Source organism: Aliamphritea hakodatensis (assembly GCF_024347195.1).
Lineage (GTDB): Bacteria > Pseudomonadota > Gammaproteobacteria > Pseudomonadales > Balneatricaceae > Amphritea > Amphritea hakodatensis.
On the sequence record NZ_AP025281.1, the window covers coordinates 1,865,146 to 1,879,007 of the forward strand.

At 51.4% G+C, this 13,862-nt stretch carries 14 protein-coding genes; 2 read left to right on the forward strand and 12 right to left on the reverse strand.

The genetic code is table 11. The features are described 5' to 3' along the window. Positions 1-51: 51 nt before the first annotated feature. From fnr to ccoN, 11 genes are all read right to left on the reverse strand, one after another. Positions 52-834 carry a fumarate/nitrate reduction transcriptional regulator Fnr gene (gene fnr / locus PCI15_RS08490; RefSeq protein ID WP_271273900.1) on the reverse strand — a complete coding sequence of 261 codons (783 nt, stop codon included), beginning with the start codon at positions 832-834 and terminating at the stop codon, positions 52-54. A gap of 196 nt (positions 835-1,030) precedes the next feature. After that, complete coding sequence (gene hemN / locus PCI15_RS08495; protein ID WP_271273901.1) at positions 1,031-2,428, reverse strand: oxygen-independent coproporphyrinogen III oxidase; 1,398 nt, start codon at positions 2,426-2,428, stop codon at positions 1,031-1,033. Between the two features lie 102 nt (positions 2,429-2,530). Further along, on the reverse strand, positions 2,531-3,205 hold the full coding sequence (locus tag PCI15_RS08500) for a sulfite exporter TauE/SafE family protein (protein ID WP_271273902.1): 675 nt from the start codon (positions 3,203-3,205) through the stop codon (positions 2,531-2,533). Beyond that, positions 3,198-3,392, reverse strand: a complete 195-nt coding sequence (gene ccoS / locus PCI15_RS08505; RefSeq protein ID WP_271273903.1) for a cbb3-type cytochrome oxidase assembly protein CcoS — start codon at positions 3,390-3,392, stop codon at positions 3,198-3,200. The genes PCI15_RS08500 and ccoS overlap by 8 nt, the downstream gene beginning before the upstream one ends. 18 nt (positions 3,393-3,410) lie before the next feature. Continuing rightward, positions 3,411-5,930 (reverse strand): heavy metal translocating P-type ATPase, encoded by a 2,520-nt coding sequence (locus tag PCI15_RS08510; RefSeq protein ID WP_271273904.1) that lies wholly within the window; start codon positions 5,928-5,930, stop codon positions 3,411-3,413. Continuing rightward, the gene (locus tag PCI15_RS08515) at positions 5,930-6,448 is read right to left on the reverse strand and encodes a FixH family protein (protein ID WP_271273905.1); all 519 of its coding nucleotides are present in this window, start codon (positions 6,446-6,448) and stop codon (positions 5,930-5,932) included. Before PCI15_RS08515 ends, PCI15_RS08510 begins: the two co-directional genes overlap by 1 nt. Before the next feature lie 77 nt (positions 6,449-6,525). After that, on the reverse strand, positions 6,526-7,950 hold the full coding sequence (ccoG, locus tag PCI15_RS08520) for a cytochrome c oxidase accessory protein CcoG (RefSeq protein WP_271273906.1): 1,425 nt from the start codon (positions 7,948-7,950) through the stop codon (positions 6,526-6,528). A gap of 221 nt (positions 7,951-8,171) precedes the next feature. Then, complete coding sequence (gene ccoP, locus PCI15_RS08525; protein WP_271273907.1) at positions 8,172-9,059, reverse strand: cytochrome-c oxidase, cbb3-type subunit III; 888 nt, start codon at positions 9,057-9,059, stop codon at positions 8,172-8,174. Next, positions 9,059-9,208, reverse strand: a complete 150-nt coding sequence (locus PCI15_RS08530; protein WP_271274602.1) for a cbb3-type cytochrome oxidase subunit 3 — start codon at positions 9,206-9,208, stop codon at positions 9,059-9,061. The genes ccoP and PCI15_RS08530 overlap by 1 nt, the downstream gene beginning before the upstream one ends. Positions 9,209-9,252: 44 nt before the next feature. Next, positions 9,253-9,873 (reverse strand): cytochrome-c oxidase, cbb3-type subunit II, encoded by a 621-nt coding sequence (ccoO, locus tag PCI15_RS08535; RefSeq protein ID WP_446680450.1) that lies wholly within the window; start codon positions 9,871-9,873, stop codon positions 9,253-9,255. A gap of 18 nt (positions 9,874-9,891) precedes the next feature. Next, positions 9,892-11,328 carry a cytochrome-c oxidase, cbb3-type subunit I gene (ccoN, locus tag PCI15_RS08540; protein WP_271273908.1) on the reverse strand — a complete coding sequence of 479 codons (1,437 nt, stop codon included), beginning with the start codon at positions 11,326-11,328 and terminating at the stop codon, positions 9,892-9,894. A gap of 454 nt (positions 11,329-11,782) precedes the next feature. On the opposite strand from ccoN, the gene PCI15_RS08545 reads away from it, so the two are divergent. Continuing rightward, complete coding sequence (locus PCI15_RS08545) at positions 11,783-12,397, forward strand: alpha/beta family hydrolase (protein WP_271273909.1); 615 nt, start codon at positions 11,783-11,785, stop codon at positions 12,395-12,397. 17 nt (positions 12,398-12,414) lie between these two features. After that, positions 12,415-13,467, forward strand: a complete 1,053-nt coding sequence (gene rlmM / locus PCI15_RS08550) for a 23S rRNA (cytidine(2498)-2'-O)-methyltransferase RlmM (protein ID WP_271273910.1) — start codon at positions 12,415-12,417, stop codon at positions 13,465-13,467. A gap of 21 nt (positions 13,468-13,488) precedes the next feature. Here the strand turns inward: rlmM and PCI15_RS08555 are convergent, their stop codons facing one another. Then, complete coding sequence (locus tag PCI15_RS08555; protein WP_271273911.1) at positions 13,489-13,770, reverse strand: antibiotic biosynthesis monooxygenase family protein; 282 nt, start codon at positions 13,768-13,770, stop codon at positions 13,489-13,491. Between the last annotated feature and the right edge of the window lie 92 nt (positions 13,771-13,862).

A 13,862-nucleotide genomic window follows, 5' to 3' on the forward strand; every position in this document is an offset into this window, starting at 1 on the left:
GTAATTCTAAAATGTGTACCGATATATTTTGTCGTGTACTGAAAAGGAAGACTAGTCCATCTGGCTGGTGGTGATACGGTCGTCGTCTTCTTCGCCGACACAGTCACCGGACAGGCGCTGAATTTCATGCAGCTGAACCAGCTCGATTTCTTTACCTTCAACCGTAATCAGACCGTTTTTCTGGAAACGGGTAAAGATACGGCTGACGGTTTCAACGGCCAGACCCAGGAAGTTGCCGATTTCATTCCGTGACATAGATAAACGGAACTGTGTAGCGGAGTAACCACGTGCTTTATAACGGGAGGACAGCTTAAACAGGAATGTCGCGATACGCTGCTCGGCATTTTTCTTACTGAGCAATAGCATCATTTGCTGATCTTCACGCACTTCTTTACTCAGCGTCCGCAGTACCTGGCGGCGCAGCTCCGGTAATTGTCCGGAGAGTTCATCCAGCCGTGGGAAAGGAATTTCACAAACGGTAGTTGTTTCCAGTACTTTGGCGGAAATAGGGTACTCATTGCCATCAAAACCGCTGAAACCAACCAGTTCGCCCGGGAAATAAAATCCGGTGATCTGTTCTTCGCCTTCATTGGTCAGGCTGTAGCTTTTAATGCTGCCGGCGCGGATGGCGTAAATTGATGAGAATGAATCACCCTGATGGAACAGATGTTCACCTTTTTTCAAAGGGCGGCTTTTCTCAATAATGTTATCGAGACGGTCCATTTCTGTCAGATTCAGGGATACAGGAAGGCACAGTGAACTCAGGCTACAGGTGCTGCAATGTACCTGAGATATACTGTGTACTTTGCGATCGGTTGCCTTTGTGTCACTCATTATCAAGTCCTGTGATTAGTTCATATATCAGTGTATACATTCGATTATGAAGTAATTTTAGTACGGGTTGAAGCAATTTAGACCACAACACGTTACTTTTGTCGCACAAAGCCATAAAAAGTAACAGTTTTGTTAAGTCCGTTGCTCGGGCTGTTGTCCTGAGTCATTGTTCGCTCAGGACATTCAGTGTTACCGGTCAGATAATTCGGGAGAACCCCTGAGTCGCCGTTCGCTTCGGAATATAGGCATCAAAAGTCATGCAAATCCGGCGGATAAGCAGCCTGCCAGTGCCGGTTACCAGAAGTTCGCGGCCCTGTTTTTCGAGGCTGACAAGGCCATCCTGAGCAAACTGATTTATTTCTTCGAGCTCATCGGCAAAGTATTCGTCAAAGCTAATATCAAAATCCGTTTCGATGCGGTTTTTATCCAGTTCAAAATGACAAATCAGCTGGGTAATAACCGCCCGGCGGATACGGTCGTCAAGGCTCAGGGTAACACCCCGGTTAATCGCATGGACATCGCTTTCCACTGCATCGGTATACAGGCGCATATCGTGCTGGTTCTGATAGTAAACATCGCCGATCTGGCTGATCGAGGAAACACCCATGGCAACCAGATCACATTCTTTATGGGTGGTATACCCCTGGAAGTTCCGGTGTAACTGGTTATTACGCTGGGCGATGGCGAGCTCGTCGTCCGGTTTGGCAAAATGATCCATGCCGATATACACGTAGCCGGCAGCCGTCAGCATTGCGATGGTCGTTTCCAGAATGGCCAGCTTGGTTTCCGGGCTTGGCAAATCTTCAGCATGGATATGTTTCTGGGAACGGAAACGGTCTGGCATATGCGCATAGTTAAATACGCTCAGGCGATCGGGGCTGAGTTCAATGATGGTAGCCAGGGTTTTTTTGAAGCTTTCCAGTGTCTGATGGGGTAAGCCGTAGATCAGATCCATGTTGATGGAGCGAAAGCCCAGGCGGCGTGCTTCGCTCAGCACCGCAGCGACTTCTTCCACCGGTTGTACCCGGTTAACGGCTTCCTGTACTTTCAGCTCAACGTCCTGCACACCCAGGCTGATACGGTTAAAGCCAATGTTACGCAGTACCTGAAGGGTTTCGTTATCCACTTCACGGGGATCAATTTCAATTGAATAATCGCCGCTGTCATCATCCAGCAGGTTAAAGTTGTCACGCAGTGCCTGCATCAGCTCAGTCATTTGTTCATTGCTGATGAACGTTGGGGTACCGCCGCCCCAGTGCAGTTGCTCAACAACCCGGTCTTTAGAGTACCATTTGGAAAGCTGCGCCATTTCCTGATACAGGGTATCCAGATAAGGCTGGGCTTTCTTGCGGTTCCGGGTGATAACCTTATTACAGGCGCAGTAATAGCACACGTGAGCACAGAAAGGGATGTGCACATAAAGCGATAAGGGTGTGCTGGTATCTGCGGTAGTTTGCCCGCAATTAACCAGATCACTGGCCTGAAGAGAAGGATCAAACTGGATCGCGGTTGGGTAAGAAGTATAACGGGGGCCTGACAGATCGTAACGGCGGATCAGATCCAGATCCCATTCAATTAGGTTTGGTTGAGTCACTGCATAAGTCTCTTGCTAAAACTGTATAGGGGCCGGTCTGTGCCGACTTATTTGGTATGAGGATATTTTATGCGTGCCAGACAGCAGCCGCATTGACCCTGATCAAGCGCTGAAGAATTGCAGTAAGCCGGAAGCCGGTAAGGTGTAGATGCCGAAGCCGATAATGCACAGGCCGGCGGTGGCCTGGGTGAGGCGGTGCTGTAAAAATCCCTGTAGCTGCCGGGCCAGCATTCCGGTAACCAGCATGGCCGGAATGGTGCCAATGCCAAAGCCTGCCATCAGCATCGCGGAGGTTTGCCAGTCAGCAGCACTGGCGCTCCAGATCAGTGTTGAGTAAACAAGTCCGCAGGGCAGCCAGCCCCACAGACTGCCCAGTAACAGGGCGTTCGGCACGGAACTGACCGGCAGAAGCTGTTTGCTGAACGGTTGAATATGTTTCCACAGATGTTTGCCCAGACGTTCAATATAGGTGACGGCCTGCCACCATCTGGCAATATACAGGCCGAGCAGTATCAGCATCAGGCCGGCGACGGTTCGCATAATCAGGCCGGTGGTGGGGGATTCGATCAGCCAGCCCAGCGCGCCGAGTATTCCGCCGGCAAGCGCGTAGCTCAGTACCCTGCCGGCATTGAAGCCAAGCAGGAGTAGCAGAGGGTGATTATTTTGCCGGTTGATACCCATGGCGATTGCGCTGGATATCCCGCCGCACATACCGAGACAGTGAGCGCTGCCGAGCAGCCCCAGCAGGACTGCATAAAAGATACTGAGTTCAGTCATCCTGTTTATCAGCAGCTTTCTGTTTGGCGTCGTCGGGAATCAGATGTTCGTCGTCATCAAAGAGGATACTGTGGGCAGGCGACTCCATATCGTCGTACTGGCCGCTGTTGACGGACCAGAAGAATCCCCAGATGCCCAGACCCGCAAGGATAATTGCAATTGGGATTAACAGGTAGATGATGTCCATGAGAGATCCGTAGCCTGATTAACTTTGTGATTTAACTGCTGTTACATCCGGCGATGAAGCCGGTTGTCTGGCGACTGTAAGGCGTTGCTTCAGCCGCGATAAGCGCAGGGCATTACCGACGACCACCAGTGAGCTTGCAGACATACCAATGGCTGCCATGTAAGGGGCAATTAATCCGCTGGCAGCCAGCGGCAGGGCGATAATATTATACACCAGTGCCCAGCCCAGATTCTGGCGGATAATTCGCTGGGTTTTCTTCGCGTGGTTCAGCGCCTGAGGCAGGCGTTGCAGATCACTGGAGATCAGTACCGCGTCGGCATTGGTTTTGGCCAGATCCGTCGCGGCGCCCATGGCGATAGAGATTTGTGCGCCGGCCAGAACGGGGATGTCATTAATGCCGTCGCCAACCATAATGACCCGGGCGCCTTCTGCCTGTAGCTGCTGCACGTGTTGCAGTTTCTCTTCAGGAGATACACCGGAGATAACCTGATCAATGTTCAGTTGCTGGGAGACGGCACCGACAGCCGCGGAGTTGTCGCCCGTCAGCATTGTAACGGTCAGGCCTTGCTGTTGTAGCTTCTGGACTGACTGAGCGGCATATTTGCGAAGCGGGTCGTTAAGGCAGAACCATGCCAGTGGTGTCTGTTCAGTCACCAGTAAGAGCCACTGGCCATTGTTATCCGGCGCATCCTGATAAGACAATACCTTCGGGCAGTCTGAGCTGGCAAATTCAGGCTTACCAATCCGGTATCTGATCCCGTCTACTGTGCCTTCGAGGCCTTCGCCAATATGGTTGCGAAGGTCGGTTGCCGGGGCAATCTGAAATTCTTCACAATGAGGGTGGAACGCTTTGGCAATCGGATGTTCGGAGTGGGCTTCCAGTGCGGCGGCGATATCCAGACAGCGGGTGTAATTAAGTGCATCCAGAGTGATTGTTTGCTGCAGGGAAAGGTTGCCTTCAGTCAGTGTGCCGGTTTTATCAAACACTATATGGGTGGCGTGAGAGAGGCTTTCCAGCACATGCCCCCGGGTGATGAGGATGCCGTTTTCCCGCAGGGCGCCGGTGGCTGCCGTCAGCGCAGTAGGGGTCGCCAGAGAAAGTGCACACGGACAGGTTACTACCAGTACCGAGAGCGTTACCCAGAGTGCGTGTTCCGGGGCGATGTTCCACCAGATAAGCGCCACGGTGATGGCTGTAATTAAGACGGCAGCAACAAAATACCCGGCGATTTTATCCGCGGTTTTGGCCACCGCTGGCTTTTCCTGATGGGCGCGGTCGAGGAGGCGGACGACGGAAGACAGCTTTGATTCAGCGCCGACGTCAGTGACTTCGATTTCCAGCGGATTTTCGACGTTAATCGTACCGCCGACCACTTTATCACCGGGCTGTTTGTTCAGCGGCAGATATTCACCGGTGAGGGCTGATTCATCAATGCTGCTATTGCCGGCAATGATGATGCCGTCGGCAGAGACTGTATGTCCGGGCTTAACAATAACCCGGTCGCCGGTTTTGAGGTCGGTGGCCGGAATCAGTACTTCCTGTCCGTCACGGATAACCGTTGCACTTGCCGGGAGCAGGTTGAGCAATGAATTACCTGCCCGGCCGGTACGGTGACGGGCTTTCATTTCAAGGTAACGGCCCACCAGAAGGAAAAAGGTGAACATGCTGACTGAGTCAAAATATACTTCACCACTGGCGGTGGCTGTCGCCCATACACTGGCTGTATACGCACCGCCAATGGCAATAGAGACCGGCACATCCATGGTCAGACTGCGGGTTTTTAAATCGCGCCAGGCCGCGTCAAAGAAGGGCCTTGCCGCATAAAAAACCACTGGTGTGGCGAGGACAAAGCTTGCCCAGCGAATGAAGGTGATAAATTGCTGTTCAAGCTGGTTGTTACTGTCTGCATAAATGGCTGCAGCCAGCATCATGATCTGCATGGTGAATATGCCGGCAATGCCCAGGCGTCGGGTAGCCCGGCGGGTTTCGGCTGCCAGCAGCTGTTCTTCTTTGTTCGGGTGGTAGGGGTGTCCCTGATAACCAATCGAATAGATAGCGCCGAGAATTGTGCTCAGTTCAATCTGATCGGGATTCCAGCTGATCTGTGCCCGGTGGTTGGTCATATTGACGGATGCCTGGGTGACCCCTTCCAGTGCGGACAGGTGGTGCTCCAGTAACCAGACACAGGCCGCACATGTGATGCCTTCAATGACCAGTGCCGCCTGCTTGCTGCCATCACTGAGCGTGTTTACAAAGCTCTGCTGGACGGAGGCTTCATCATAGAGCTTCAGTTCCGCCAGACGTTGCTGGGAGTGGTTGCGGTCAGCAGTGTTGGGGGACTGGGCATCGCCGGTGCGGTGCTTGTAGTAGTTTTCAAGCCCGCCAGCAGCGATTGCTTCAGCCACTGCCTGGCAGCCCGGACAGCACATAGGCTGTAACTGGCCGTTTATTTCAGCGGAGTATCCGGCGTTGGCAGGTACATCCAGGCCGCAGTGGAAGCACAACTGCGGCTGGTTAGCAGAGGATCGTTCGGACATTAATCAGTCTTAAGCGGAATCAGGTCGAAGGGGGTATCGTCATAAGGAGGAAAGATGGTCTGACGAATCTGCCAGCTGCCGTCTTCAGGCTGCAGTATGACGTATTGCTTACCCAGAGGTTTGCTGTCAATACTGCCAAGGTAAAGGCCGTCACGGACCCGGCGCAGACTGATTTCAATATCCCGGTCGGCAAGGGTTGCGTGTACCAGATCCAGCGTCATGCTTTCAGGTTTCTGGATGGCGCCGTCGCTGTTGAGTTCGACGCTGATATCGCCGGTCAGAGAGTCAATATTCAGGATTGCTTTAACGCCGAGGTCAGCGGCGGCCTGAATTTTTGAATTGTCCTGTTTAACTTCTTTCGCATGTTTAACGTAGTCATCCCGTACCAGTGTGTCACGGGTAAAAACAGCGGCAGAGATATAAACCGTGGAATACATAAACGTTGCAATCAGCGGTGCAAGAATAAACCAAAGCCACGGTTGCTTATACCATGGGGCGACAGGATTAGGTTGGGACATGATCTTCCTTCAAAAAGATAAAAGCCGTCTCGGGCGAAACGGCTATTTTAACTTACTCAGTGCTGTTAAGCATCGTTTTAGCGTCGATTGGTGGGGCCGATAAAACGATTCTCTTCATCAATACTGATATCTTCATCGTCCAGAGCCTTAACGTGGAACATAATGTTGTAGTTCGGACGTTCCAGATAAGCTGGCTTGATCTGTAGACGTACCGGATGATCCAGAAGTTCCCCTGAACGGATTTCAACTTCTGAGGTGCTGATCATCTTCAGGCCGTCGATGCCGGATACTTCAATGCTGTAGCGGTGGTCCTGTTGTGACTTGTTGGCCAGCTTCAGCATGTATGCATTTTCAATCGTGCCGTTGGATGCTTCGATATACAGCTGTCCCCGGTCACGGATGATATCCACTTCCAGCGGTATCCGGGCATACAGTGTGTAACCGAAGGCAATGAACATTGCACACATGGCGACAAAGTAACCGATCAGGCGAGGGCGTAAAATGTGCGTTTTACCGCCTTCCAGCGCGTGTTCGGTGGTATAGCGAATCAGGCCGCGGTCGTAACCCATGCGGTCCATTATGTCGTCACAGGCATCGACACAGGCACCGCAGGCAACGCATTCATATTGCAGACCGTCACGGATATCGATGCCCACAGGGCAGACGTGAACGCAGTTGCCGCAGTCAATGCAGTCACCCATACCGGCTGCTTTGTAATCGAAATTCTTTTTACGTTTACCGCGGTTTTCACCCCGGACTTCATCGTAGGAAATAACCAGTGTGTCCTGATCGAACATGACGCTCTGGAAGCGGGCGTAAGGGCACATATAAATGCAGACCTGTTCCCGTAACCAGCCAGCATTGGCATAAGTGGCAACGAGGAAGAAACCGATCCACCAGGTTTCCCACGGACCGAGATTCCAGGTCAGCAGATCAGGGATCAGTTCACGGATTGGTGAAAAGTATCCGACAAAGGCAACGCCTGTTGCCGCGGCGATAAGCAGCCACAGGCAGTGCTTGGCCGCTTTGCGGAGGAATTTTTCTGTACTCATGGGTTGTTTGTCGCGACGCATCCGTACGTTGCGGTCACCTTCGGTTACGCGCTCAGCCCAGATAAAGAACCAGGTCCAGACGAATTGCGGGCAGGCATAACCACACCAGAGCCGGCCTGCAAACACGGTCACAAAGAAAAGTACAAAAGCGAGAATAATCAGCAGCCAGGATAAGAGAATGAAGTCCTGGGGCCAGAAGGTGAAGTTAAACACGTGGAACTGACGGTTCGGCAGATCAAAGAGTACAGCCTGCTGGCCATTCCATTGCAGCCAGGAGAAGCCGTAGAACATGGCCAGCATGATGAAGCCGGAAATGGTGCGGAAGTTCTTAAAAAAACCTTTGTAGTACTTTACATAGATATGAACCCGTTTGGCGTACAGGTCATATGTTTCAGGAGCGCCGTTGTTCTTGCTCTTTGGGGTAATATCTTTTACTGGTATCTGATTCATACCAATCCTCACCATTAGTCGTCGAATACAGGCTAACACATTGGAGCATAAAGGGTTTTGGCATTTTTTGTGAGCGGGTTAAAAAAGAAATGGCTGTGCTCACAGTCCATGTATTAGCAAACGCGAATATTATACGCCCATTCCACTGGCTGAAAACCTCAGGCAAAAAAAAAGGCGATATGTAGTTTAACATATCGCCTTTTTATTGATCTAAGCCAGTCTTATTTATTTGACAGGCTGTAGACGTAAGATGTGATCAGGTGGATCTTGTCGTCGCTCAGCAGGTCTTTATGAGCAGGCATTACACCGCTGCGACCCACACGGATAGTGTGGCTGATCTGTTCGAAAGAACCGCCGTATAACCATACGTCGTCTGTCAGGTTAGGCGCGCCCAGTGCCTGAACACCTTTCGCATCCTGACCGTGACAGGCAGTACACAGTGCCTGGAACTGCTGCTCACCACGTGCAGCAGCATCCGCGTCAGCAGTCTTACCGCCCAGTGACAGGACATAGTTTGTCATGTCGCGTACACCTTCTTCACCCAGTACCGCACCCCATGGAGGCATGGCACCGGTACGGCCGCCAGCAATGGTGGCTTTGATGGTGTCAGCGTTGCCGCCGTACAGCCAGTCAGTGTCTGTCAGGTTAGGGAAGCCGTGTGCGCCGGAGCCTGTTGTGCCGTGGCATACAGAACAGTTGTTGGCGAACATGCGCTGACCCATTTTCAGACCTTCAGGCTGAGACTGCAGATCTTCAACAGACATTGCAGCATACTTGGCGAAAACCGGACGGTATGTTTCTTCTGCGTATGCTACTTCTTCTTCATACTGGCCAACCTGTGTCCAGCCGAAGAAACCTTTGAAGTTACCCAGACCCGGGTAAAGCAGCAGGTAAACCACGCCGAAGATAATAGTGGCAACAAACATCTGTAACCACCAGCCTGGCATTGGGTTGTCATACTCTTCGATTCCGTCGAATGTATGACCGGTTGTTTCTTCGGTCGCCCCTTTGTGGACTTCACTCTTGCGAGTAGACCAAAGCAGGGCAGCGCAACCGCCAATTACGCCCAGCGTAATTACACTTACCCAGATGCTCCAAAAATCACTCATTATTTGTTTCTCCCGTTACTGGCCCTTTCAGTCTCGTCACTGGCTGCTTTGTCTTCATCAGCGAAGGGCAGCTGTGATGCATCATCAAACCTTTTTTTGTTGCCGGGCAGTAATACCCAGATAAAAAGGCCGGCGAAGGTAATCAGCATGATTACCGGAATGAATGGGCCGTAAACTTCGTAGCTCACTGTAATTACCGCTTGTTGTTGTAGACGGAGTGAAGCTTGCCTAACGACTGCAGGTAAGCAACAACAGCTTCAATTTCAGTCTTACCTTTCACTTCTTCGCCAGCTTTGGCGATTTGCTCATCGGTGTAAGGGACGCCGAAATTCTTAAAGACTGCCAGCTTGGCTGAAGTGTCTTTACCATCCAGTTTGTTTTCAAACAACCATGGGTAAGACGGCATCTTAGACTCAGGAACTACGTCACGCGGGTTGTACAGGTGAGCACGGTGCCAGTCATCACTGTAACGGCCGCCAACACGGGCCAGGTCAGGACCTGTACGCTTGGAACCCCACAGGAATGGGTGTTCCCAAACGCCTTCGTTGGCAGTTGAGTAGTGACCGTAGCGCTCAGTTTCCGCACGGAATGGACGAATCATCTGGGAGTGACAGGTGTTACAGCCTTCACGGATGTAGATGTCACGGCCTTCCATTTCAAGAGCGGTGTACGGGCGTAAGCCTTCAATTGGCTTCGTCGTAGATTTGCTAAAGAACAGGGGGACGATTTCGGCAAGACCGCCGCCACTGATCACCAGGATGATCAGCAGCACCATCATGCCAATGTTCTTTTCAATCGTTTCGTGTTTGATCATTTCAATCTGCTCCTGAACTTACGCTGCTTGTGCTGACGCGTCGGCGGCTGGCGCCTTGCTGTCTTTACGCACTGTCTGCCAGACGTTGTATGCCATTAAGAACATACCGGCCAGGAAGAAAGCACCGCCAAGTGCACGTACGAAGTAGCCAGGGTGGCTTGCTTCCAGTGCTTCAACGAAGCTGTAGGTCAGAGTGCCGTCTTCGTTAACCGCACGCCACATCAGACCTTGCAGGATACCGTTAACCCACATCGCGCAGATGTACAGTACAGTACCGATCGTTGCCAGCCAGAAGTGAGTGTTGATCAGGCTTACACTGAACATCTGAGCTTTGCCCCACAGGCGCGGAATCATGTGGTAAGTCGCACCGATCGAAATCATTGCTACCCAGCCAAGTGCGCCGGCGTGTACGTGACCAACAGTCCAGTCAGTGTAGTGAGACAGGGCGTTGACGGTCTTGATTGCCATCATCGGGCCTTCGAAGGTAGACATACCGTAGAAAGACAGAGATACAACCAGGAAGCGCAGTACTGGATCGGTACGTAGCTTATGCCATGCGCCGGACAGCGTCATCATGCCGTTGATCATACCGCCCCAGGAAGGTGCCAGCAGGATCAGGGACATAACCATAGCAACAGACTGAGCCCAGTCAGGCAGGGCTGTATAGTGCAGGTGGTGTCCACCGGCCCACATGTAAGTTGCGATAAGAGCCCAGAAGTGAACGATAGACAGACGGTAAGAGTAAATAGGACGCTCAGCCTGCTTAGGTACGAAGTAGTACATCATGCCCAGGAAGCCGGCAGTCAGGAAGAAACCTACCGCGTTATGGCCGTACCACCACTGTACCATCGCATCAATCGCACCCGGATAAACAGAGTAAGATTTGAAGCTGGACAGGGAAACAGGTACTGCAGCGCTGTTTACAATGTGTAATACCGCAACTGTAATGATGAAGGCCATGTAGAACCAGTTACCCACATAGATGTGAGAGGTCTTACGGATCTTAACAGTTCCAAGGAATACGATTGCGTATGCAACCCATACAATGGTGATCAGGATATCGATCGGCCATTCCAGTTCAGCGTATTCTTTAGAAGAAGTAATGCCTAAAGGTAAAGTGATAGCAGCGGCAACGATAACTAACTGCCAGCCCCAGAATGTAAATGCGGCAAGTTTGTCTGAAATCAGACGCACCTGGCAGGTACGCTGTACCACGTAGTAAGAGGTAGCAAACAGTGCGCTGCCTCCGAATGCAAAGATAACCGCGTTGGTGTGTAACGGACGTAAACGGCCGAAAGATAACCAGGCAGTATCAAAGTTTAATGCAGGCCATACTAACTGGGAGGCAATTAAGACGCCCACGGCCATTCCAACAATGCCCCATACCACTGTCATGATGGCGAATTGACGCACCACCTTGTAATTGTAGGTTGGGTGTTCAGCTGCAGTGCTCATATCAGGCTCTCATCAACAAGCTATTAATAAGGTTTAGAAAGTAAAATTTCCGGGGCTATTATCATGAAATAGCCCTAGTATTTCAATGCGTTTACAGGATTAGTTGCGACAGTTTGTCACATGAAACCTGTCGTGTTTTACGTGTTTGATGTCTCAGTTTAGTTACCTGTTTGCGTGCTAATGCATTGATTTTAAAGGCTGGTTTTTATTTTTTGTTGTGGGCGAAAGCGTTACGTTTACCGGGCCGATAACAGACTTGTTCTGTTGCCTTTTGTACATAACGGGGGCTTTCTTGATGTAGATCAAGTACATCATAAGGGATTAGGTATTAGCCAAAAGTCTAAAATCAGTGTTTTCAGGTGCTTACAGTGTCATATCGGATGTGGGCAGACTATTGCTATATAGGCACAGGAAATCAGGCTATAATCGCGGCTTTTTTGTGGCAGGCAGTTTGATGTTAACTGATGGAAACGCGGGGCGGGCACGTATTTTGTTCGCTCATGGTGCCGGCGCGCCGATGGACAGTGACTTTATGGCAGATGTGGCGCAGCGTCTGGCAAGTGATGATATTGAAGTAGTTCGTTTTGAATTTCCCTATATGCAGAAGCGCCGTGAAGACGGTAAGCGCCGTCCGCCGGACCGCCAGCCGAAATTGCTTGAGCATTTTCAGCATCTGATTGCCGCAAATTCTCAGGATGACATTCCGTTATATCTCGCCGGCAAGTCTATGGGAGGGCGTATGGCGACCATGCTGGCAGACCTTCCTGAGGTATCCGGGTGTTTTGTGTTTGGCTATCCCTTCTACGCTCCCGGTAAACAAGATAAGCCGCGGACCGAGCATTTGCAGACCACAACAGGCAGTATCAGTATTTTTCAGGGGACCCGTGATCCGATGGGGAAGCAGGCGGTTGTCTGCGATTATGCGCTTGCAGGCGGTATTGAACTGCATTGGCTGGAAGACGGTGATCATGATCTCAAACCCCGCAAAGCCAGTGGCCTCACCCAGCAACAGCATCTTGAATATGCGGTCGCCCGGTGCCAGCAGATTTGCCTTTCTACAACACTCTGAAATCAGTCAGGACTTTTATGAATCATTTATTACTTTATTGTCGCCCGGGTTTTGAGAAAGAGTGTGCCGCTGAAATACGGGATATTGCCGAAGCCGAAGGTATTTACGGCTACTGTAAGCTGGATGAAAACAGTGGTTATGTGCTGTATGTGACCCATGAACCGGATGCCGCGTTGCGGCTGATAGATGAAGCGGATTTCAGTAAATTGATTTTTGCCCGTCAGTGGGTGGCCTGCTTACCGGTGATTGACGGGATCTCTGCGGATGACCGGATTTCGCCGCTGCTTGAAAAGGTCAGGGAGCTGCCACCTTGCCAGTCGGTGATGGTAGAGCCGGCAGATACAACTGACGGGCGTGAAATGCAGCGTTTCTGTAACAGCTTCAGTTCTGCATTCAGTCAGAAATTACGGCGCAATAAACTGCTGGCAGATGCTAACCCGTATCGCTTGCATATTTTTGCCCTGACCGGCACCTGCTTCTATCTGGGGGTGGCACCGGTAGAAAACTCTGCGCCATGGCCAATGGGGATTATGCGGCTTAAATTTCCGAATGCTGCCCCGAGCCGTTCGACGCTGAAGTTAGAGGAAGCCTGGCACTGGTTCGTGCCGCCCCATGAATGGCAGCATTATATCAGTGGTGGCCTGAAGGCTGCTGACCTGGGAGCCGCCCCGGGAGGTTGGACCTGGCAGTTGGTAAAGCAGAATATGTTTGTGACCGCCGTGGATAACGGTCCGATGGCAGAATCACTGATGGACAGTGGTCAGGTTACACATAAGCCCGAAGATGCGTTTACCTTTCAGCCGGCTAAGAATCTGGACTGGATGGTGTGTGACATTGTTGATAAGCCTGCCCGGGTGACGGATCTGATGATCCGGTGGTTGGTGAATGGCTGGTGTCGGGAAACGGTGTTCAATCTTAAGTTGCCCATGAAGCAGCGCTATACAGAAGTGCGTAGCTGCCTGGCGATGATCGAGACGGCGTTGGAAGAGGCTGGCCTTAAATATCGTATGGCGGCCAAGCATCTTTATCATGACCGGGAAGAAATTACCTGTCACATCAGGATTCTTTAAATCTTCCCGGTGGGGATGGGCTTACTGTTCCAGGACGGTGATTTTCTCTTCCCGCTGAAGCATCGGCGAGAGAGTCGACATCATGGACTGGCGTTCTGAGGATGAGTACCAGCGTTGCCAGTCCTGAACTGAGCGGTAATTTGCCAGTACAATACGGTGGTTGTGATCGAATGCATTACGCAGAGATTCCCCGGAAATAAATCCGTGGGCCTGCATGGCTTGTGCCAGCGTGCTGCGTGCTGCCTGTTCGTAATGCTCTTCTAAGTCATCGGCAATGTGACGTTCGATGATAACGCGGATCATGTTAGGCTCCTTTTTTATAGTCCTGACTGTAAGCCTAACATTTTCCGTGACCTGTATGGGTTTTGCTGGAACAAATTATTTGCGACAATAGC

Coding starts and splice junctions, on each gene's coding strand:
- ccoS (WP_271273903.1), bottom strand. CDS start 3,392: ATGGACATCATCTACCTGTTAATCCCAATTGCAATTATCCTTGCGGGT.
- PCI15_RS08500 (WP_271273902.1), bottom strand. CDS start 3,205: ATGACTGAACTCAGTATCTTTTATGCAGTCCTGCTGGGGCTGCTCGGC.
- fnr (WP_271273900.1), bottom strand. CDS start 834: ATGAGTGACACAAAGGCAACCGATCGCAAAGTACACAGTATATCTCAG.
- PCI15_RS08515 (WP_271273905.1), bottom strand. CDS start 6,448: ATGTCCCAACCTAATCCTGTCGCCCCATGGTATAAGCAACCGTGGCTT.
- PCI15_RS08510 (WP_271273904.1), bottom strand. CDS start 5,930: ATGTCCGAACGATCCTCTGCTAACCAGCCGCAGTTGTGCTTCCACTGC.
- PCI15_RS08555 (WP_271273911.1), bottom strand. CDS start 13,770: ATGATCCGCGTTATCATCGAACGTCACATTGCCGATGACTTAGAAGAG.
- rlmM (WP_271273910.1), top strand. CDS start 12,415: ATGAATCATTTATTACTTTATTGTCGCCCGGGTTTTGAGAAAGAGTGT.
- ccoG (WP_271273906.1), bottom strand. CDS start 7,950: ATGAATCAGATACCAGTAAAAGATATTACCCCAAAGAGCAAGAACAAC.
- ccoN (WP_271273908.1), bottom strand. CDS start 11,328: ATGAGCACTGCAGCTGAACACCCAACCTACAATTACAAGGTGGTGCGT.
- ccoO (WP_446680450.1), bottom strand. CDS start 9,873: ATGATCAAACACGAAACGATTGAAAAGAACATTGGCATGATGGTGCTG.
- ccoP (WP_271273907.1), bottom strand. CDS start 9,059: ATGAGTGATTTTTGGAGCATCTGGGTAAGTGTAATTACGCTGGGCGTA.
- PCI15_RS08530 (WP_271274602.1), bottom strand. CDS start 9,208: ATGCTGATTACCTTCGCCGGCCTTTTTATCTGGGTATTACTGCCCGGC.
- PCI15_RS08545 (WP_271273909.1), top strand. CDS start 11,783: ATGTTAACTGATGGAAACGCGGGGCGGGCACGTATTTTGTTCGCTCAT.